This is a genomic window from Bradyrhizobium sp. USDA 326, from assembly GCF_049739485.1.
GTDB lineage: Bacteria > Pseudomonadota > Alphaproteobacteria > Rhizobiales > Xanthobacteraceae > Bradyrhizobium.
This window is the reverse complement of sequence record NZ_JBMGQA010000001.1, coordinates 3,574,308-3,593,896: the sequence shown is the minus strand read 5'-3', so window position 1 is coordinate 3,593,896 and position 19,589 is coordinate 3,574,308. Positions and strand designations below refer to the sequence as shown.

Genomic DNA, 19,589 nt, shown 5'->3' with positions numbered 1-19,589 from the left:
CGAAATCGGCGAACAAGTTGTTGCGCTTGGCGCCGCAGCTGATCCAGTGATCCGGTCGGCGAGCCCGTGGCCCAGAGGCTATCTGGGCGAGCCTATCGGCCCGTCGCGCAAGATCCCAGCGTCCATTGGGCGCACTCTGCAGATCGCAGCGTCAGGACAGGATGATCTAGACTAGCCCCGCCGCATAGAGTGCTTTTGCGACCGACTCGAAATATTGCGAGGGAACGGGGTTGCCGAGCTTTGCTTTGCCGAGCAGCTGACGCGTCAGGACATCGTCATCCACAATGTTGAGGCGCAGCGCGCGCGCCTCACCAAGCAGCTGTGAAGCAGCTTCGCCCTCGCCACGGCAGACCAAGACCGGCACGCCGGTCTCGCCGCGAACATAGCGCAGCCCAATCAACGTTGCCGATCCCCGCAATATCAACGTGGCTCGACTGACGCCGACCGGAGCCTCGTTGGCCGACTCTTGCCGCAGACGCCGGTGCTCACGCTTCACCTGCGGATTGCCCTGCTGTTCCTTGTTCTCCCGCTTGGCCTCCGTTTCAGTCATGCGCATGTCCTGCATAAATAGCCAGCGCTGGATTAGGAGGTCAGCCAATCCGCCGACCAGAAAAGCTCCAGCGGCAATCCCAGTCAGCAATTTAACCTCGGTGAAAACGAAGCCAAAACAGCTCATCCCGCAGACTGGCAGGTACACCAGCGCTTTCCAGCTGGCGGTCACCGTGAGAAAGAAAGTCGCACTAAGCAAAACCACTTTAGCCAGTGTCTTGCCAAGCTCGATGGCCGAACGTTTCGAGGCGATGCGTTTCAAGCCTTTGATTGGATCCAGTTTCTCGAGCTTCGGCTTGAGCGGCTCCGAAGCAAACATAAAGCCGCCATTGGCCAGGACATTGGCGAGAAGAGCTGCTGTGACGGCAGCAGCGAGCAACGGAGCGACGGTGGCAATCGAAAGTTCTAGCAAGCCGCTGAGCGCTTGTGGCACTGCGTTTGTGAACGGCTGCTCCTGCAGTTTATCGACCAGTTGGACCGTCTCTTGCCACTTGTCCTTGATCGCACCCGCTCGCCACCACAGACAGCCGAAACCGGCACAGGCGCTGACGCCGCTCACCAGATCCGAGCTGCGGGCGCTCTGCCCCTTCTTGCGGGCATCACGCAGCTTCTTGGGCGTCGGAGGAAGCTTTTTCTCCTCACTTGTAGAGCTCATTTCAACAGCTTCTTCAGATACTCAAGCATGTTGTTCGAGGTCAGGATTTCAGCTCCGGCGTATTCAAGCAGATAGACGGCGTAGCTAACCATGATGACCCCGAATGCAAGATTCTTGATCATTGGGGAGAGATCGTTCAGCTTGAGCTGAGATGCAAAACGGCCGAGTATCATGACCGAGACATCGACCAGCAGCAGCAGGGCCAGCACCGGCCCGGCAACTAACAAGGTCGTCATCATGATGCGATCGAGAAGGGCCAGACATTCCATTGCACCCTGCGCTGTCACGGCAGGCAGAAACTGATAGACAGGCCACACTAGGTAGCTGCCATAAAGGCCGCTCACCATGGTCTGCAGCCCGCCGACCAGTACGAAGATCGTAACTGCCGTAACGCCGAGAAAAAGCCCGGTCCCGGACGCTTGGCTGTGCGTCGCGGGATCCTCCCCCGCAACTTGGCTCGAAATTCCTCGTTGAGTATCGATGATGTCGCCGACTGCCTGTATGCTCCATAGTGGAATACTGAGCAGGATGCCGAGCATAAGACCGACGAACACCTCCTTCAGGCCAAGCATGGTAACGCTGACTAGGCGCGTGTTCGGGTCCAGGGTCTGCAGACCGAGCTTGATCTGAGCGAGGCACGGTAGGCCGATCGCAATCGTAAGGCTTCCCCGAACCAGACCGCTGATGCGCGGCCGGGTGAAGACCGGAAGCACCAGCATGATGCCGAGGGCGCGGGCCGCACTCAGGCCGGTTGCGGCGACGAGCTCGATCGTGCCCTGAACGAGAGCTTGCGCCTCCGCGGGTGACAGGCCAGCCATCCAAGCTCTGCTAATATCTTGCGGTGAGTGCTGGAAACTCGCTGAAGATGTGCTCGGCCTGGTCGATCAGAGGAGCGCTGAGCACGGGAGAAAACCCGGCGAGCACGGCTACAACAACCAGAAGCTTGACTGTCAGTGGCAAGGTTTGATCCTGGAGCTGAGTTGCCGCCTGGATGAGGCCAATGATCAGTCCAGAGATGAGAGCTGCGAGCAGCGGCGGCAGAACCCAGATCATGAAGAGCACGAGCGATTGACTCAGGTGCGTAAGGATACTGGCTTCGTTCATGGTCAACCTCCTGGGGTCGTGTAGCTTAATACCAGCCCGTGCATGAGACGTGACCAGCCGTCGATCGTGACGAACAAAAAGAGCTTGAAGGGGACAGATATCACCGTGGGGGATACCATCGACATACCCATGGCCATCAAAATCGTCGTTACAATGAGATCGATCGTGATGAAGGGAAGATAGAGAAGAAAACCGATTTCGAATCCACGCTTGAGTTCGGAGATCAAAAACGACGGCACGAGAATCGCAAAATCATCTGCCGTGACGCTGCCGCGCATGTCCTCCGACCAGACGTGTTCCGTTGAGGACAGGAAGAAGCGGCGTTGCTCTTCATTAGTGAATTTCTTCAGATGAGCTCGGAGCGGCTCCTGTCCCTCCTTGGCGGCCGTCACCCAGTCATCGAAACTTTGGTAGCGAAGTTGCGGATCGGTAAAGCGGTTATAGGTCTGCTCGAAGACCGGAGCGCTGATGAAGACGGTCAGGATCAGTGCCGCTCCGTAGAGGACGATGTTCGGCGGTATCGATTGAGTCCCCAGCGCATTGCGCACGAGGAAGAGAACAACGGAGACCTTGATAAAGGCGGTCGTTGTCACGACAGCAAAGGCCAGCAGGCCAAGGCCGACGGTAATCGCAAGAAGCGCAAGGATGCTGGGTTGAACCTCAGTCATTAAGCGCCAACCTGCCGCGCAGCCTGACGGCCAGCTCGTCCCCGATCCGCACGATGTCGCCCTGGCCGATACGTTGGCCGTTGGCAAGGATATCAACCGGCCCATCCAGAGGCCGGCCAAGTTCGAACACGTGGCCTTCGTTGAGGGTTCGCAAGGTTCCCAAGGGCATCGGCCAGCGGCCACATTCGAATATGAGTGTGATCTCGATGCTGTCGATATCCGCCTCTGACGGAGGCTGCTGTTGCACCTGGTTTTGGGGCATTATATCTTCACTCGTTAGGGGGTGGGATCGCAAGCGGAATGGTCCTCGCAGCACCAGCTTGTCGCCGCCAATCTCTGCAGGGGCCCACAATCGGTCTGCAGCGAGAATGATCTGTCCTCGCGCGAGTGGAATTACGTCCGGGAGCAGCGCGTCGCCTTGCTCTGCTCGGCGAAGAACGCCGATCGCGACGCGAAGCGAACCGACTTGGCCTGCAACGATGACCGGGAGTTCGGAAGGCAGCTTGGCCGTCTGTCGCGGTGATCGGCCGAGCAGCTCGCCGAGGGCGGTGAAGGCCGGCGGAACGGGACCGTCAAGCGGCGAGAATAGAAGCAGCCGCGCCTTGCTGGCGAGCTCACCAAAGGCGACGTCAAATTCAAGATAAGGCCTCGTATTCGGCGCTTCCTCGGTGCGAACAAGCTGCAGATTGCGCTGCGTCATTCTTTCCAGCGGAGCCAGCAAGGGTTCCAGCGCAAGTTCCAGGACCAGCGAACGCGTCGGCTCAGAAGGTAAGGTAAGGCCATCCTGCAAGGTCCCAATCAGCGCTTCCGCAAGCGCAACTGGCAAGGACAGGATCAGGGTTTCACCATTTACTTGGAAGACGCAATCAAGCATCGACGTCGCAGCCGGCTCCGCCTGCCAGACGGTTCGGCTCACGCGCACAGATAGCGGCTTCTCGCCGAGGAGGGTTTGCAGAGGCGCACGCAACGCTGCGATCTCGTTAAGCCACGAGGTCACGGCGTGCGAGAGGATCAGCGTCGGCGTGAAGGCTGCGCGTTCAGCCGGCCGATATGGCGCGGATGCGGCTTCCGCGTCGCAGGCCCCTAGCTCGCGCGGGAGAGGATCTGCAATCATGTTGGCTCACCTCCCGTCTGCCCTGATCGGCCTCGCCGGTAGCGGAGCAAGACTTCATCATCGGCTTCGATTTCGGCGGCAGCCTCGAAATGTGCATTCGTGATGCGCCGAACGTCGTGATCGATCTCACGCCATTTCTGGCTCGCCGCTGAACGCTTGGTCCAAACGGCTCGGGCCTCAAGAGCCGCAGCCTCAGCTTGCTCTTGGGCAGCACGGGCCTTGTCAAGAACGCACTGCGCCGCTGTGATCTCGTCTGTGAGTCGCCCGATGATGAGATGATAGCGTCGCTGCAGTTCGCATACAGATATCGCATCGGCCGCTAGCATCTCCCGATAGAGCTCCGCCTCGACCTTTGCGCGGCGCTCTTCGGCATGTGCAAGATGCTCGCACGCTTGTTGGACAGCTTGAATCGCGAGGTGGCGCTTGGCTTCCATGTTGGACAATTCACGAAGGGCGCTTCGTTCCCGCATGTCCTTTACCAGCCGCAGCTTTGAGGCGTGAACGGGACTTAGGCCGTCAGACGCGATATCCATGCGACCGTCTCCTCAAAGCTGCACGCCTCACCCTGCCCCTGGCGCAAAAAGGCCCGCAGCTGCTCGATCGAGGCGATTGCTCGATCGGTCAACGGATCAGAACCTTGCTTGTATTCACCGACCTTGATCAAGAACTCGGCCTCAGCGTAGCGTGAGAGCAGATCACGGAAGAAGGATGCGGCCTTGCGATGCGGCACCGACACGATCGCATCCATGACACGGCTGCGGCTAGACAGCACATCGATAGCCGGAAAATGCTCTCGAGAGGCCAGCGCGCGGGACAGAATAATGTGGCCATCAAGGATGCCGCGTGATTCTTCCGCTATTGGATCGCCCGTGCCATCACCCTCGACAAGCACCGTATAGAAGGCCGTAATGGAGCCATGCTCGCCCATGCCGGCGCGCTCCAACAAGCCCGGCAACAGCGCAAAAACGGAGGGCGGAAATCCGCGCCGGGTCGGCGGCTCTCCTGCGGCGAGGCCGATTTCACGCATGGCGCGGCTAAAGCGCGTCAAAGAATCCATCATCAAAACGACGCGAAGGCCCTGATCACGAAAATATTCCGCCAGTGCTGTCGCCATGTGGGCGCATTGGGCCCGCTCCATCGCCGAACGGTCGGAGGTCTCCACCACAACGACGGAACGGTGAAGGGCTTCGCCAAGATGACGTTCGATGAATTCACGCACCTCTCGACCGCGCTCACCGATCAGCGCAACGATGGTGACGTCGGCCGCCGCGCCTCTTACGATTTGCGACATCAGCGTCGACTTGCCGCAACCCGCATCACCATAGATTCCGATCCGCTGACCTTCTCCACATGTCAGAAGGCCATCCAGGACACGAACGCCTAGCGGGAACGGCTGTTCAATTCCGCGCCGTTTCATCGGATTGGGCGCCCTGCCGCGCAGCGGTCTGGCTTCGCCGGCTTTTATCGGGCCCTTGCCGTCGAGCGGTCGGCCAAAACTGTCGATGACGCGGCCGAGCAAACCGGGGCCGACAGCCACTTCCTGCATTCGCCCGGTCGTCACCACCTCCGCACGATTGGACAGCCCCACCATGTCCCCGATGGGCGTGAGTAACACCCCGTCCGGCAACAGGCCGATCACCTCCGCCTCGAGCGACCATCCGCTACGAGGATCCTGCAATAGGCATAGCTCTCCGACCCGGGCCTCCGGCAAGACGGCGTGCAGCAGCGTGCCCACCGCCCGCGTGATCCGGCCGCGGACGGCGCGTGTATCGATGTGCCTGGCGGAAGATCTCAAGGACGAGAGTGCGGCCTCTACACTTCCTTCTGCGGCCTCGGCATCATGGGTCGCTCGTTGCCCGGTCACGATTCAGCTTCCTCTGACAAGCCAAACCCGAGACGCAGCGCGCGCAGCTGCGCGGCAAGTCCAAGATCGACATTGCCAAACTCGCTCCACAAGACACATTGGTCCGCACTCAGCGCCGGATCCGCCTCAATCCTGACCTTCGGCCGGCCCTCAAGTCCGTCATAGTCCTTGAACTCACTGGCTAGCAGGTCGGCCTTCAGTGGGGAGACGTGGAGGCAAACCTCCGTGTTCTTATATCTTTGCTCGATGGCATGACGAACGCCGTGGACCAGCAGCTCACCGGGGTCAAACGCGCCAAGCAGATCGCGAACGATCTCGAAGACCAGTTGCGGCAATTCCCGCTCCAGAGCCGCCTTGCGCTGGGCCAGTTCACAAGTCGCCTGCGCAATCAGCCGCGCCATTTCCTCTGCGCCAGCCTTTGCACCCTCGGCGCGGCCCCGCGCCCGTTCCCGCTCATAAGCCTGGCGTGCCCACCCGCGAACCCGCTGCAGATGCCGCTCGGCAGCGGCTCGCGCCCGTACGGCATCGTGCCAGATCTCAAGCTGCGCAGCTGGGATCAGCGGTCCAAGTGGCCGAATCTGCGGGGCCGCGGGTGATGCGGGATCATCGGCCGTCATGCTCCGGCAGCCTCTGCACGCAAATGCGCCATGACGAGGGAAAGCAGCGGGCCTGCTGCGCTACGGTGTTCAGCAGTTGGACTCTCGGCGGCCGTCCCAACAGGCAAGCGTAGAAGCACGCGGATACGACCAAGCGATGAAGTCTCTTCGAGCCAGGCGCCGAGACAAGCGTGCCCGTCATATTCGATCTGTCGCGACAATTGCTCTGGATCGACGATCGGGGTCGTTGCGACGGCACTGGATAAATGCCGGACTGCGAAAGCATGCGCTTCGGCACCGATCAACTCCACCAATATCGGCAGATCGTGCCTGGAAACCAGCTTGAGGATAGAGCGTGCATGCCAGATGCTGCCCGCGAGCAGCGCAGCCCGCCGCGGCTCATGCCCCAGGAGAGCATCTTCGTTCCAATCGGCGCAGCTCACCTCGACCTTGCCGCCCAGCAGCAGTTCGGCGAGCCTTGGCTGCAGCCTGGAACTCTGCTGTAGCCGAGCCAACGTGGAAGGCGAAAGCAGCGGGTCAAGAAGCCCAGCAAAACGACCGGGATCGACCGAGGCAGCAAGCTCGCGCAGCCGATCGGCTGGGAGCGTGAACGAACGATTGGGTTTTGTGGATGACATTGATGCCGACATGAGCGTCCAGACTATGTCGCATCAGCAATCAACTTTTTGTCCGACTCCTGCTCAGCAGACACACGCGAGCCCCTACCAAACACGCTCAGCTTGCGCGATGATCGTCCAAACTGACGCATGCGCGGGCCCAGCAATACGCAAGATACGATGCCGAATAGCGCTCCGGCGCCTCCCACAGCAAGCGCAAGTAACGGGGCTGAGCCCGCTCTTGCTGACTGAGCCGCAGGAACTACCGGCGCGGCAGACTGCTCGATTGGAGCGCGCTCGACCGGCACGAAGACGACCGCGACCTTGTCATAGGACAGGCCTTCAATGCTGTTTGCGACGAGCATCTTGATCTGCGGCAACAGTGCCGAGAGCTTCGCGCTGGAGCCATGGCGAATGAAGACCGAGGCGGAGGACGGGGTCGCATCTTGTCGCAACAAGTCGTTCTTCGGCAGAACGACGTGGACGCGTGCTGAAAGGACGCCATCTATATCGCTGATCGTGCGCGACAATTCTTCGCTTAGAGCATAAACGTAACGTGCCCGCTCCTCGATCGGCGAGGCAACGAGGCCCGATCCCTTGAACACCTCGCCGAGATTCTTGAAGGATTGGCGCGGCAACCCTTCGACATTTAGCAGGTCAATCGAATAAGCGAGCTGCTTTTCCTCGACCTGGATTGTACTGGTCCCGTCCTTGGCGACAACACGGACAGCATCAACGCCCTTGCTAAGGAGAAGCGCGAGCATCTCATTAGCCTCGCGCTCCTGAATTTTGGTGTAGAGATCAGCCTTACAGCCGATCAGCGAGAGGAGAAGGGGCATCGCGAGACACACGCGAAGCCGCCGCCACGATTGACGGCCGCCACAGCTAGCCCTCTTCATATCGCCAGTCATCAGCTTATTCAGCCGGCCGATAGCAGCTTGTTTAGCGACGAGCTGACAGCGCTGGTGCCCTTAGAGACGAGGGAAACCTGAATAACGTCCCTGTATACGTCTCGCAGATTCGTCATCATCGACTCAAAATCGGCTCCAACCGGTTTAACATCCGCATGTGCACCGACGTTATCCGTCTGCAAAAGCGGCTGCGTAGCCGGTCCAGGCTGTACATTAGTCACGGCAGCCGACGCAACCGCCGGAGGAACGGCGCGGCCCTGGTACATACTGGAAAGGGTTTGGAGGATTCGGTCACCCGGCGGACTTGCCAGCACATTCGTGCGCTGGACCTCCAATATCGGCGAAGCCGCTACGGGCCGATCCGCAGGCGGGAGAGCAGATCCCTGATTTGCAGATACTTGCGCTAGGGACTGCTCAAAGCCCGCCTGCTCGCCAGCAGCTGCGGGCGAGCAGGCACTGGAAAGACAGTCGGCAGGACTGGGAGAGATCGGCGTTGCGCCTAACAACATGGAATGAGTCATTGTGCTCGTGTGGTGAGACCTAGGCGTTAACCGATGAACCGATCAAGTTCATAGGCTGGCGAGCTGACGAAAACCTGACGGAGATCGGTCTGACTACGTCATCTAAAGATCACTTTTCGCTTTCAAGCTAGGACCAAACTCCAACTTGATGATGAGCGGAAGGCGTCCGGGAATGCTCGCGCGATCCACGATCGTACATATTCTAACAAGAATTTTTTGTGCCGGCGTTTTTGTCTGTATCGGGATAATGCGCTCGTCTGCTGCATCCCTTTCGCTGCCGTCCGCCCCTTATAGCTACACTGTTCTCGATCAGGATCTTCCTGCGGCGCTGCAGGAGTTCGGCAACAATCTCAATATCAGGGTCAATGTCAGCGCCGAGGTCAAGGGCCGGATTCGCGGACGAATGCCGGACCTGCCGCCACGAGAATTCCTTGATCGTTTGACTAACCTGTACAATCTTCAGTGGTATTACGACGGGCTCGTCCTTTACATCTCCGCCGCCCACGAGGCGCAAAGCCGGCTCATCGTATTGAACCCGATCAGCTTCGATGCGTTCACCTCCGCGCTCGACGCGCTCAACATCTCGGATGAGCGCTATATCGTGAAACCGGCTCCGGGAGAGGGCCTCATCCTTGCTTCTGGCCCACCCCGATTTGTTGCGCTGGTGGACCAGACCCTTAAAGGCCTTGTGGCGGAAGCGCAGGCCCGGCGCGGCCCCGTCGCAGCCGAGAGGCCACAACGCGAGTCGGTTTTGATGTTGTTTCGCGGTTCCTCGAGCACGGTCTTGCGAGACGGGCGGCCGGAAGGTTCTCCCGAAACGCCGCACCATGAGGGCACTTTGCGCGAAACCGGTCCAGGCCAGAAGTGAGGTCGAAGATGCAAAACCGCTCCGAGCAAAGTCGGTCCGTCCGGCGTACGCCTATATTCATCCGATCGTCAGCTTTTCGAAAGCTACGGTCCCCAGCATGAGCCTGCGAGGTCTGGACGGCTGCCTTGCTTGGGGCAACCCTGATAGAGGGATCAGAGACCAGGCGCTCAAGGGAAATTAGGTAGTGCTGTCTTTGCAGGCGGCGCGAGTATTAAAAATCAATGTGGGCCTCCGCACGTGTGCTTCCGAGCTAGCCGAGGCTTCGCGGAACTCGATGCGCGTCATCAGTTGGAAGGAGGAACAGGGTGGATTTCAATGCAGTCGCCCCGGCGAATACGAGCCCGGAGCCCGACGCAGCACGGACGGCTTCAGATGCAACCGAATTCGACCGGCAGCTCAGCGACGCACAGGCTCCCGCTTTGGCGCAGGGCGTCGCCCATCCACTGCTGCAGGGCGAGGCTTATTCACCCTATCTGGACGCGGGCCATCCCTACTCTCCATACTTTGATACCGGACACCTGTATCCGCCTTACGAAGATTTAGCGCATCCCCATTCGCCAGACTCGGGTTGGCAGGATAATCTAAATGCCGCGCCTGCGGCTGTCGCCGCGCCTGAGCCGGAAAACGGCCGGCAGCATCTCTCGCCGCAGACCATCGCTCAGGCGATCGAGGAACATCCCGGCTTCGATCAAGATCTGATATGGCAGAATCTGGATGTCGACCCGTCTGATGCCGAGCCACGGCACAGTGAGCCACAAGCGGGCCCATCGCATGCAGGACCATCGCACACCGCCCCTTTTCAGGGTGAGCCGTCGCACGCCGGCCCCTCCCATGCCCGGCCATTGCAGGCGGGACCGGCCCAACCTGGGTCTTCCGCAGCTCCGCCAGAACTTTCCGAGTTCCGTATGTGGGACGGACATCTCGCCAAGGACTATTGGGTGTTTACGCCTCAAACAGCCACCGGCGCTCAGATGGACATGCTGGAGCGCAGCGGAGTGAAGCCAAGCAAAGACAACCCGACAACAGTTTTCGCCATTCTCGGCGTGCCTCATACGGCCGAATGGAGAGAGGAGGACTTCATTCGTCTCACACCTTCGCTAGATCCGACCCTTTGGCCTGAAGAGGGAGGGCAAGACCAACCTCTAGATGCGGAAGATCCGCCCATCCCCTAACGGCTGCAGCCGTGCAACGGAAGGGCGATCTCCGCGGGGCCGACAAAGACTCAGAGATCGCAGGACACCTGGTGAGAGGCGAGCTTGCCGGCGGGTATTCGCGGCCACCCTTCTCTTTTCCGGCCACTCCTAAGTGCCAGACCAGCTCGCGAGGGGTAGCGGCCAAATCAAAGACCGCGCGAGCCGAATGCGTGAAACAGTTCTCAATGGTTCGCTGAGAACACAATGGCCCGCGGAGAAGAACATCGCAATTTAGCTGCGAAATCAGGTCTGGCGCGCCGGACCCGCGAGTACGGTGCGATTTAAGAGCACCGCGAGACGTTCATGCCGTCGAGATGAGGGTAAGGGCGTTCCGGATCAGGAGAGTCAGGGTATGACCGACCCCCTGAGCACCTTCAACATCGAAGTGCTTGCTCTGCCGCTTGTCCGCCGTTCCTTGGCGAACGATTGATCATTCGCAAAACGAGGACTCTAGCATCCGGCGGTAACGGCCTGCTGATAACAGCTCTCAGTGACGTATGCCCGCGGATCATCCAAAGCATGATCATCAGAGATCGACGGATTGATCCGCGAAAACTCTGTTCGGCACCCCAAGGTCTCTCATCTCCTTTTTGCAGCCGGGCCAAAGCAGCCACTTGCACGCGATGGCCTGTTTCAGAAGCCGGGCAAGGCGCACCTCCGTCGATAGCTTTTTAGCTCGTATCGTGAGACAGAGGCCAGCTCTCTACGGCAGCCGAGCGCAGATGCCCATCCGATCCACTGGCCCTCAGTCGCGCCTGGAGCCGGACCGATGCGCGCCGATGTTCCTGGAGACAACAGCGGCCGAATGATTCGAACCGGCACCGTCCTTTGCGCATCAAACTCCAAAGGCGCGGAGCCACCCGAGATCACTGAGCGCAGGAATCACAGCATTAATCCAGCCTCACTCTTCGTCAGCTTCTTGCAAGCTGTCCCTGCTAGAACGGCGGGAATAGGTCATCTCGCGGCGCCGCCGCTATCTGGGTTTTATGACATGGACACAGGCACAGCCGATATCGCAGCAACGGCGCCAGAAGCTGGCACAAACACCGACAACGCCGCGAACGGCGGCGACAACTCGCCCGCAGCATTGTTGCAGCGAGCCTTCGAAAAGGCTCTGGTTGCCGTCGCCACCCAGGTCATAAGCGATTCCCAGTCAGATATGGATGACGCTATGAGCGAGCTAGATGATGGGTGAAGGCCCGGATTATCAGACGCGCACAGGGAAGACTCTTCGGAAGGCAAGCCGAACCGAGAACGACCGGGCGAAGCAGCCGACTTGGCAAACCAGCCGCTAGACGCGTCTTAGGTGGTCCTCCAGGTTGGCGGTGCGGCCGGTCGCAATCCGATCGCACTGGGAACTCTCGGAAGACGCCGCAGCGTCTAGCTAGGCGGGCATACGCCACACTCTTCGATGCGGATTCATCGAGTGCTTTTCAGTCAGCAGGTTTCAAGCGGAACCAACCGCTTCCCCATTGATGATCAATTCCGTCAGCTGGCTGTCCTAGATCGGTTCTGGAGCCGCCCGCGAAATTGGGCGTCAGAGAGACCCTCTGAGATCATAAAGTCGGCAGCTTTGGCGCTCGCTGCGCGCATACCAGCACAGCTCCTGGACCGCTGAGACCAGCATCGAAAAATGTTGCGGGTACCTGATCAGTGAGGTCATGGCGGGTCTGTCGGTACGATTGGCGCCCAAGCTTAGACAGCCCCGATCGCGAGATGAGAGCGGCGATCCAGATCGATACGCCGCCGCACCTACTATCTTCATCTGCCTCGCCGAACACGAAAAGCGGGCGCTAACGCCCGCTTCAGTGACTTACCCACAAGCTGAGAACGCTTCGCCAGGCTTGCGGCCAACTCAAGCGTCCGACGGTGTGCCTGGATTCTCATTGCTGTCGATGATCGCCTGGTTAACCTGGCGTCCAGACCGATCGACCCAGCCCGAGCCTGGTTGTTCATAAATCGTCTGGGCTCCATCCGAAGTCAGCTGATCAAGCGTACGGCCCGCATTTGACTGCGTCACCTTAAGGTTGTTCTTACCGTCGAAGCGGTCTCCAAGACCTTCGACGACCATGGCATTGTCGCCGTTGGTAATGGTCAGCTTCGATGCCATCGTTTTGCCGTTGCCGATATCAACGGTGTCGATGGTAATTTTCGTGCCGTCGTCGAGCTGGAAGGTCATGTTCTTTTTGAAGTCAAAATCGATCTTGCCGTCACCGTCGGCATCGACGTGGGGGTCGCCGTGGATCGCTGTGATCTTGCCCGTTTGATTGTTGCGAATGAGCACCGTTCCGTCACGTTCGTCCACCAGCATCGAATACTTATCACCAAGCTTGATCTCGGCCCTGCTGCCCCTGACCTCATGCGACCAGACTGGCGCCGGCTGAGACGACTGCGTCGGTGCCTGGGCGACCGCAACAGGCACCATCGCAAGAGGCGGCGGCGGCGGAGGAACGAAGAAGACGGGGGCGGTAGAGGCAGGCGCTGCGCTTGCATACTGGTAGTTACCAGGCCCGCGCCCTTGTTCGCCTGCATCGATGCTCGCCTGATTCACCGCGCGTCCGGCCCCATCGACCCAGCCTTGGCCACTCTCATGGATCGTTTGGGCACCATCGGACGTCAGCTCGTCAAGCGTCATACCAGCATTGGACTGCGTCACCCTTAGATTGTTTTTGCCATCCTTGTCGTCGCCGAGCCCCTCGACAACCATCGCGTTATGGCCGTTCGTAATGGTAAGCTTTGAAGAGATGGCCTCACCATTACCGTAGTCGACGTTATTGACAGTAATTTTCGTGCCGTCGTCGAGCTGAAACGTCATATCCTTCTTGAAATCGAAGTCATCTTTGCCGTCTCCGTCGGCATCAACGTGGGGATCGCCATGAATTACCGTGACATGACCAGTCTGGTTGTTGCGAACTGTCCAGGTGCCATCCTTTTCATTGGCCGTAATCGTGTACTTGTCCCCAAGGTTGATCGTGGCCTTGCCATCCTTGACCTCATGCGTCCACACCGGATCCACAGCAGGCTCAGAATTTTGATTCAGCTGGCTCATCAGCATGGTGGGAGGAGGAGGCGCCATCATGTACGCTTGGGTCGTAACGACGGCTGGCGTCACGACGACGGGAACGGCGACCGAACTGACGAGGGCTGGTGAGGCCACCGGTAGGTACTGGTAGCTCGCCGGAGCATACTGTCCCAACAAGGCGTTGAAGGCGGGAGTGACAACCGCGCCTTCTGGCACCACTCCATTCATCGAGTCGGGCGCGCCCACCACCGGAAGACCGGCCACGGGAAGATACGGCATTTAGTTTACTCCTGTTGCATAGACGAAATCTGTAAAACTGCGAGCGCTACGCATAGTCAACCAAGGTACGCAGCTTCGATTTGCATGAGAACGCACCATTAGCTCATCCGAACGAACGACTGCTTCTCTTGCCAGAACCACCAGCCCTAATGAGATCTTCCTCTCGCCGCACCACGGTAACCGCACGATCACATCACCGCATTTAACTCACAAAGACTGTAGCCCGAATACCTGTCGAAAAGCTGACGACGATGAGCGAGCGAAGCCGCACGCACTTTGACATCGATCGCATGTGCGAGACGCATCCTTCGCTAAGCTGTATCGCAAGCTTCAACGCACCTGTCCGCAAGAATCGTCTGGTACCAGATGTGCCCCTATGTCTTCGCGATACGCCACGTCTGCCGGTCATCAACCAGTCATCTCATCCTCCCCGCGCAATCAGCGCTCCCGCCGGTCGTGCACATCATCTGCGAGCAGCGATCGATCGGTTGAGCACGCGCGCGCACCAGTCTCTCCGGCATTAGGATCTTCACGGAACCTGATTTTTCGCAAGCCGCCCATGTTAGCCAAGCGAGTCAAGCGCGGACTGAGACCCGCACAACTCTATGACCTTATCCCGCTTCCGCGCTCTATCCGGCAGGCCACGCGCCTGTGCAGGGTCCGCAAGGTAAACTCATTCCTGAACGCGCAGCTAAGCACCATCCAACCCGGCCTTGAGCCAAGCCGATTATAGGCGGGGCTGGGAACGCCCGGGCGAGCCGGTGATTGCGAGCAGATGCAAGGCTGCCGCAAAAGATCAACCCACTCGCCTCAACATGAGGCTCGTCAGCTTTTCGAAAGCTAGCGCCCCTAGCATGAGGCCGCTGAAATCTAGGCGAGCAGTCGTCTATTGAGCGCAACAAGACGAGGATAGGAGAATGCGATGATCGGAGAAATGATCGGAAGCGCTGCCGGCGGATACCTTGGCGGTCCTGCCGGAGCGGCCATTGGTTCGGCACTGGGCGGGACCGTGGACAAGGTCTTTGACAAGGTGGTCCACACCTCGGTGCCCGACGAGGGTAACCACTATAAGGCCGCAGACGACAAAGACGCCGGCGACAAGAGCGAGGTACAACCCAAGTCAGATACTCTCAGCAAGAGCCCGGAGCTGAACCTTGGGCTCAGCACGCTCGGCGGTACGCCCATGTTCCTTTCGATTCCTGCGATCATCTCGCCGGCCCACAACTCGTAACAAGTCAGAACCAAGGTTATCCTAACAGAAAGGTAAGTAGACATGGCAGTTGACAATGTTGGCGGAAATGGCGGCGCTGCTGGTGCCCAGCCGACGGGCGATACGGGCTTCCAGAACCAGATGGCTGAATTCGAGCGTGTTAGCCAGAAAGTTCAGGCCCAGGCCGTGGCAATGCGTCGAATCACGACCGAACTCTCGTCCGAGAAGAAGGTCGCCGACGAGCGCGTTCAGTAGTTCTGCAAGACGGGTGGCTCACCGCGTTGCTACCGTCGCCGCGCTGTGAATGACGAAATCTGGATGAGCCGTACGGCACTGCCGTACGGCTTCTCTCGTTATTCAGGAGGTTATCGTGAACGACTCTGTTTCGCTCGAGTTCGAGGTGCTTTCGGGGCTCTATACCGGGCTCAAGGGAAAGGCAGCGGGCGGCGAAAGCATTGTTGGCAGCGGCCTCGATGCCGACATGATCTTCGTTGAACAAGGGCTTGAACCGCATCACCTTCGGATCATCGCGCAGCGCGATTCGATTGAAGTCGAGGCGCTCGCCGCCAATATCAGCATAGACGGCCTCGCGAGCATCACTTCAGGTGAGAGCGTCAGAGTGCCCCTACCCGCGGTCATTCATGCTGGTGCGATGTCCATCCGCTGGTCGACAGAGGATGTCCAGCCAGTTGCTTCGAGCAAGCGCTCTCGCAGCTCGATCATCGCACTCAGCCTGGTTCTGCTCAGCTCTGTCGTGATCGGCACCGTCTCAATTATCCTCTCCCCCGGCGATAGGGCGGTGGTGCCAAGTACCCAGTCGTCGCGCGCCGTCGAGATTGCCACTAAGCCAACCGTCGATCATTTCGATCCGAGAGCTGCTGATGAAATGGCCGTATCGCTGCGGCAAGAAATCGAACGAGCGGGCCTTCTTGACGTTAAGATCGGGCGCGGCCCCGGCGTTGTGACCGCGGAAGGCACAATTGCGCCGAACCTCGTCGCAAAATGGAAAGAAATCCAGCAATGGTTCGATCGCCAAACCAACGGTACCACGACCCTTGTGAATGCTGTCACGGTGAAAGAGGAGAAGATGCCGTCTTCGATTGCTGTCCAAGCCGTCTGGCGCGGAAGCGAACCTTATCTGCTTATTGCCGGACAGAAGTATTTCGTCGGCGCGCTCTTAAGTAATGGATGGACCGTTGATCGAATTGAGGATGGACGTGTTCTGCTCAGTCGCAACGGCCGATCTGCTGCTTTGCCATATTAAAGTCTCTACCCTGCAAGAAAGAAGGAGAAGGCGATGGCTAGGCTGCCCCAGCACTCTGTAGGGCCCGGCACCTCATCGCAGGGATTAGATGCGGGCCAGCACGCACCGGTCATCGGCTCGCCTCCCTCGCGAGGTGATAAACTCGAAGTCGGAGGCGTCCATGCGGATAGCGGCACGAAGCGCGCGTCGTGGCGGGATGCGGTTACGCATGATCTGCCAATTGATGGTGCGAGCGAAGCGGCGCTCGAGGTCAACTCCGTCGGCGCCATCCAGCGCGTCACTCTATTCGAAAGCGAAGCAGGGGCAAATGAGCTAGATCCGCGCGCGGTATTGGCTTCGCTCTATGGTCCCAATCTGTCCCGCGGACTACTCTCCTTCGTCGTTCCACGCCTCCGTCATCCGGACGTACTGCGCGCCGACAAGCATGGTGTTCTTCTGGAGCGCTTGACGCGAACGTTGGAGGCGACGCCGAATGACAAAACGGCGCGAGAATGTTTGGCAATCCTGCAGCAGGAACTACAGCGGCTATTAATGCTCCGGCAAAATCAAAACAGCTTAATCAAGGGCTAGCCATGGCCGATCCTGATGGATTGCAGCATGTGCCCGCTCCCCTGGAGCCAGAAGTCTCCAAATCCGGCGATATTCTGTCGATCTCCGGGCCGGAGCGCGACCTGCTTTGTGCGCTCTCGTATGTACATCTCGCGTGCGGGCAGAGCGCACAGAGTCTGGCTCTGTTGCGAATTGCAGCTCGCGAGCATTCCAACGACGTCGGTTTACTCCGCATCCTAGCTTACACGCTAATCTCCGAGGGCCTTGGCGACGAAGCACTCCACGTGTTGGACCGGCTGGACGCACTCGATACGCAACCCTCTTCCCGCATACCGATGACCCTGTTGCGCAGCCACGCCCTGCGTCACGCTGGCCGCATGCCCGAGGCTCGCGAGGTCTTCCAGCGCTATGTGTCACTGCGCGCGGGCAGGGCCCTCATCAAAAAGCAATAGGGATCTATCATGGCCAACGTCTTGCGTGACTTCATCGTGCGCGCTCCGGCCCACCCGGATTTCATGGTTGCCTTGATGCTGCTTCTGGCGATCGGCATGATGATCATGCCAATCCCAATCATCGTGATCGACATGCTGATCGGCTTCAATCTTGGGTTTGCCATATTGCTGCTGATGGTTGCCCTCTATCTCACCACACCGCTTGATTTTTCGTCCTTACCGGGCGTCATCCTGATCTCCACCGTATTCCGACTGGCGCTAACGATAGCAACAACGCGGCTGATCCTTGCCGAGGGCGACGCCGGCAGCATCATTCACACATTCGGCGACTTCGTCATTTCAGGGAATATCGCGGTCGGAATCGTCATATTCTTGATCGTGACCATGGTGCAATTCATGGTTCTTGCCAAGGGTGCCGAACGCGTCGCAGAGGTGTCTGCGCGCTTCACCCTTGACGCGCTACCAGGCAAACAGATGGCGATCGATGCGGAACTGCGCAACAGCCACATCGATCAGCACGAAGCACGTCGCCGACGTGCCGCCTTGGAGCAAGAGAGTCAACTTCATGGCGCGATGGATGGTGCCATGAAGTTCGTTAAGGGAGACGCGATCGCCGGGCTAATCGTGATCTGCATCAATATGCTGGGCGGAATCAGCATCGGTCTGCTCTCAAAAGGTATGTCGCTCGATGAGGCGCTGCATCAATATACGCTTTTGACGATCGGTGATGCGCTCATTTCGCAGATTCCGGCGTTGCTGCTGTCAATTACCGCTGCGACCATTGTCACGCGCGTCAACGGGCCCTCCAAGCTCAAACTCGGCGCCGATATCGTTCACCAACTTACCGCAAGTACGCAGGCGCTTAGGCTAGCCGCCTGCGTCTTGGTATTCATGGGGCTCGTTCCCGGCTTTCCTTTGCCCCCGTTTTTCGTGCTGGCCGTCCTGTTCGCTGCGGCAAGCTTCGTCAAGGTCGGCAAAGGCGACAAGCCTGCCGCTAAAATAGGAGCTAGCGTCGCTGCTTCGGCGCCGGCACCCGCAGCGGCCCAGAAGCAGCCGGTGCATGCGGAAGCACTTCCGATCGCGTTGTTCCTTGCACCGAACCTGACGGATTCGATCGACAAAGACGAGCTGGAAGAGAGCATTTCGCGTGTTTCAAGGCTCGTCTCGGCGGACCTTGGCATCACCATTCCGCGCATCCCGGCCCAGATCGGCGAGAGCTTGTCCTCGTCGCAATTCAGGGTGGATGTCGATAGTGTGCCAGTTGAGCGCGATGTGATCAATCCCGGGCACCTGGCGCTCAACGACGATGTGGCCAACATCGAGTTGAGCGGCATCCCCTTTCAGCAAGACCCGGAAACGAATCGGGTCTGGATCGAAGAACGGCATGCAGCGGCCCTCAAGGCCGCCGGAATCGGATATCATCGGCTGAGCGAAGTTCTTGCCTTACGTCTCCATTCCACATTGACACGCTATGCACAGCGCCTGGTGGGTATCCAGGAAACCCGCCAATTGCTCGCCCGGATGGAGCAGGAATATCCTGACCTGGTGAAGGAGGTGCTGCGTACGGCCACCGTCCCCCGGATCGCCGAGGTCCTGCGCCGATTGCTCGATGAAGGCATTCCAATCCGCAATACCCGCTTGCTCCTGGAGGCATTGGCAGAATGGAGCGAACGCGAGCAAAACGCCGTCCTGCTCACCGAATACGTTCGTGCTACCTTAAAGCGGCAAATCTGCTTTCGGTATGCGAACGCCCATCGCGTCGTGGTCGCCTTTATCATCGAGCGTGAGAGCGAGGAAATCATCCGCGGCGCAGTACGGGAAACTGCCGTCGGCCCATACCTCGTTTTGGATGAATGGCAGAGCGAAAAGCTGCTTGCACAATTTCGTCAGATCCATGCGACCATCGCGCAAAGTAAGAGCCAGCCTGTCGTCCTTGGGTCGATGGATATCCGGCGTTTCGTACGCGGTTTTCTCACGCGCAACGGGATCGACCTGCCTGTTCTATCGTATCAAGATCTCGCCGCCGACTTCACGGTCCAACCGATTGGATCCGTCAAGCTTCCCAAGGCGCCTTCCTCGCTTCTCACAGCTGCAAACTAAGAATGGGCAGCGCTTCCTCGTGACTAACCTATGAGATCAAATAGAATCAGGTG

General features: G+C 59.0%; 21 protein-coding genes. 9 read left to right on the top strand and 12 right to left on the bottom strand.

The window, feature by feature from the left end; translation table 11 throughout:
* Positions 1-166: 166 nt before the first annotated feature.
* The 11 genes from ABIG06_RS17080 to ABIG06_RS17030 are packed head-to-tail and all read right to left on the bottom strand — an operon-like array spanning position 167 to position 8,587.
* Positions 167-1,204 carry an EscU/YscU/HrcU family type III secretion system export apparatus switch protein gene (locus ABIG06_RS17080; protein ID WP_036031186.1) on the bottom strand — a complete coding sequence of 346 codons (1,038 nt, stop codon included), beginning with the start codon at positions 1,202-1,204 and terminating at the stop codon, positions 167-169.
* Positions 1,201-2,022: a type III secretion system export apparatus subunit SctT gene (gene sctT, locus ABIG06_RS17075; protein WP_036014821.1), complete on the bottom strand. Its 822-nt coding sequence runs from the start codon at positions 2,020-2,022 to the stop codon at positions 1,201-1,203. Before sctT ends, ABIG06_RS17080 begins: the two co-directional genes overlap by 4 nt.
* Positions 2,023-2,032: 10 nt before the next feature.
* A complete protein-coding gene (locus ABIG06_RS17070; protein WP_036014823.1) occupies positions 2,033-2,308 on the bottom strand; it encodes an EscS/YscS/HrcS family type III secretion system export apparatus protein in 276 nt (91 codons plus the stop codon).
* A 2-nt stretch (positions 2,309-2,310) separates the two neighbouring features.
* Positions 2,311-2,976 carry a type III secretion system export apparatus subunit SctR gene (gene sctR / locus ABIG06_RS17065; protein WP_124163629.1) on the bottom strand — a complete coding sequence of 222 codons (666 nt, stop codon included), beginning with the start codon at positions 2,974-2,976 and terminating at the stop codon, positions 2,311-2,313.
* A complete protein-coding gene (gene sctQ, locus ABIG06_RS17060) occupies positions 2,969-4,090 on the bottom strand; it encodes a type III secretion system cytoplasmic ring protein SctQ (RefSeq protein WP_124163628.1) in 1,122 nt (373 codons plus the stop codon). The genes sctR and sctQ overlap by 8 nt, the downstream gene beginning before the upstream one ends.
* Positions 4,087-4,623 carry a hypothetical protein gene (locus ABIG06_RS17055; RefSeq protein ID WP_124163627.1) on the bottom strand — a complete coding sequence of 179 codons (537 nt, stop codon included), beginning with the start codon at positions 4,621-4,623 and terminating at the stop codon, positions 4,087-4,089. The genes sctQ and ABIG06_RS17055 overlap by 4 nt, the downstream gene beginning before the upstream one ends.
* Positions 4,599-5,954 (bottom strand): type III secretion system ATPase SctN, encoded by a 1,356-nt coding sequence (gene sctN / locus ABIG06_RS17050; protein WP_036014832.1) that lies wholly within the window; start codon positions 5,952-5,954, stop codon positions 4,599-4,601. The genes ABIG06_RS17055 and sctN overlap by 25 nt, the downstream gene beginning before the upstream one ends.
* Complete coding sequence (gene sctL, locus ABIG06_RS17045) at positions 5,951-6,571, bottom strand: type III secretion system stator protein SctL (protein WP_036031175.1); 621 nt, start codon at positions 6,569-6,571, stop codon at positions 5,951-5,953. Before sctL ends, sctN begins: the two co-directional genes overlap by 4 nt.
* Positions 6,568-7,200 carry a nodulation protein NolU gene (locus tag ABIG06_RS17040; RefSeq protein WP_124163626.1) on the bottom strand — a complete coding sequence of 211 codons (633 nt, stop codon included), beginning with the start codon at positions 7,198-7,200 and terminating at the stop codon, positions 6,568-6,570. Before ABIG06_RS17040 ends, sctL begins: the two co-directional genes overlap by 4 nt.
* 11 nt (positions 7,201-7,211) lie before the next feature.
* The gene (gene sctJ / locus ABIG06_RS17035) at positions 7,212-8,078 is read right to left on the bottom strand and encodes a type III secretion system inner membrane ring lipoprotein SctJ (protein WP_124163625.1); all 867 of its coding nucleotides are present in this window, start codon (positions 8,076-8,078) and stop codon (positions 7,212-7,214) included.
* 8 nt (positions 8,079-8,086) lie between these two features.
* Positions 8,087-8,587, bottom strand: coding sequence for a nodulation protein NolB (locus tag ABIG06_RS17030; protein WP_199752391.1), 501 nt, complete (start codon positions 8,585-8,587; stop codon positions 8,087-8,089).
* A gap of 184 nt (positions 8,588-8,771) precedes the next feature.
* Here ABIG06_RS17030 and ABIG06_RS17025 point away from each other — a divergent pair, with 184 nt between their 5' ends.
* The 3 genes from ABIG06_RS17025 (at position 8,772) to ABIG06_RS17015 (ending at position 11,855) form a co-directional block, all read left to right on the top strand.
* A complete protein-coding gene (locus tag ABIG06_RS17025; protein ID WP_199752385.1) occupies positions 8,772-9,467 on the top strand; it encodes a secretin N-terminal domain-containing protein in 696 nt (231 codons plus the stop codon).
* A gap of 305 nt (positions 9,468-9,772) precedes the next feature.
* On the top strand, positions 9,773-10,639 hold the full coding sequence (locus ABIG06_RS17020; protein WP_245454656.1) for a hypothetical protein: 867 nt from the start codon (positions 9,773-9,775) through the stop codon (positions 10,637-10,639).
* Between the two features lie 790 nt (positions 10,640-11,429).
* Complete coding sequence (locus ABIG06_RS17015) at positions 11,430-11,855, top strand: hypothetical protein (protein ID WP_225114932.1); 426 nt, start codon at positions 11,430-11,432, stop codon at positions 11,853-11,855.
* Between the two features lie 660 nt (positions 11,856-12,515).
* Here ABIG06_RS17015 and ABIG06_RS17010 read toward each other — a convergent pair.
* Positions 12,516-13,961, bottom strand: a complete 1,446-nt coding sequence (locus ABIG06_RS17010) for a DUF1521 domain-containing protein (protein ID WP_036031150.1) — start codon at positions 13,959-13,961, stop codon at positions 12,516-12,518.
* A 922-nt stretch (positions 13,962-14,883) separates the two neighbouring features.
* On the opposite strand from ABIG06_RS17010, the gene ABIG06_RS17005 reads away from it, so the two are divergent.
* The 6 genes from ABIG06_RS17005 (at position 14,884) to sctV (ending at position 19,536) form a co-directional block, all read left to right on the top strand.
* Positions 14,884-15,192, top strand: a complete 309-nt coding sequence (locus ABIG06_RS17005) for a hypothetical protein (protein ID WP_036031147.1) — start codon at positions 14,884-14,886, stop codon at positions 15,190-15,192.
* 42 nt (positions 15,193-15,234) lie between these two features.
* Positions 15,235-15,426: a hypothetical protein gene (locus tag ABIG06_RS17000; protein ID WP_036014847.1), complete on the top strand. Its 192-nt coding sequence runs from the start codon at positions 15,235-15,237 to the stop codon at positions 15,424-15,426.
* Between the two features lie 115 nt (positions 15,427-15,541).
* Positions 15,542-16,435, top strand: coding sequence for a SctD/MshK family protein (locus tag ABIG06_RS16995; protein ID WP_036031142.1), 894 nt, complete (start codon positions 15,542-15,544; stop codon positions 16,433-16,435).
* A 33-nt stretch (positions 16,436-16,468) separates the two neighbouring features.
* A complete protein-coding gene (locus ABIG06_RS16990; protein ID WP_036031139.1) occupies positions 16,469-17,005 on the top strand; it encodes a hypothetical protein in 537 nt (178 codons plus the stop codon).
* 2 nt (positions 17,006-17,007) lie between these two features.
* Entirely contained in the window at positions 17,008-17,436 is a 429-nt protein-coding gene (locus ABIG06_RS16985) for a tetratricopeptide repeat protein (RefSeq protein WP_036031136.1), read from the top strand.
* Positions 17,437-17,445: 9 nt separating this feature from the next.
* The gene (gene sctV / locus ABIG06_RS16980) at positions 17,446-19,536 is read left to right on the top strand and encodes a type III secretion system export apparatus subunit SctV (protein WP_124163623.1); all 2,091 of its coding nucleotides are present in this window, start codon (positions 17,446-17,448) and stop codon (positions 19,534-19,536) included.
* The last annotated feature ends 53 nt before the right edge of the window (positions 19,537-19,589 follow it).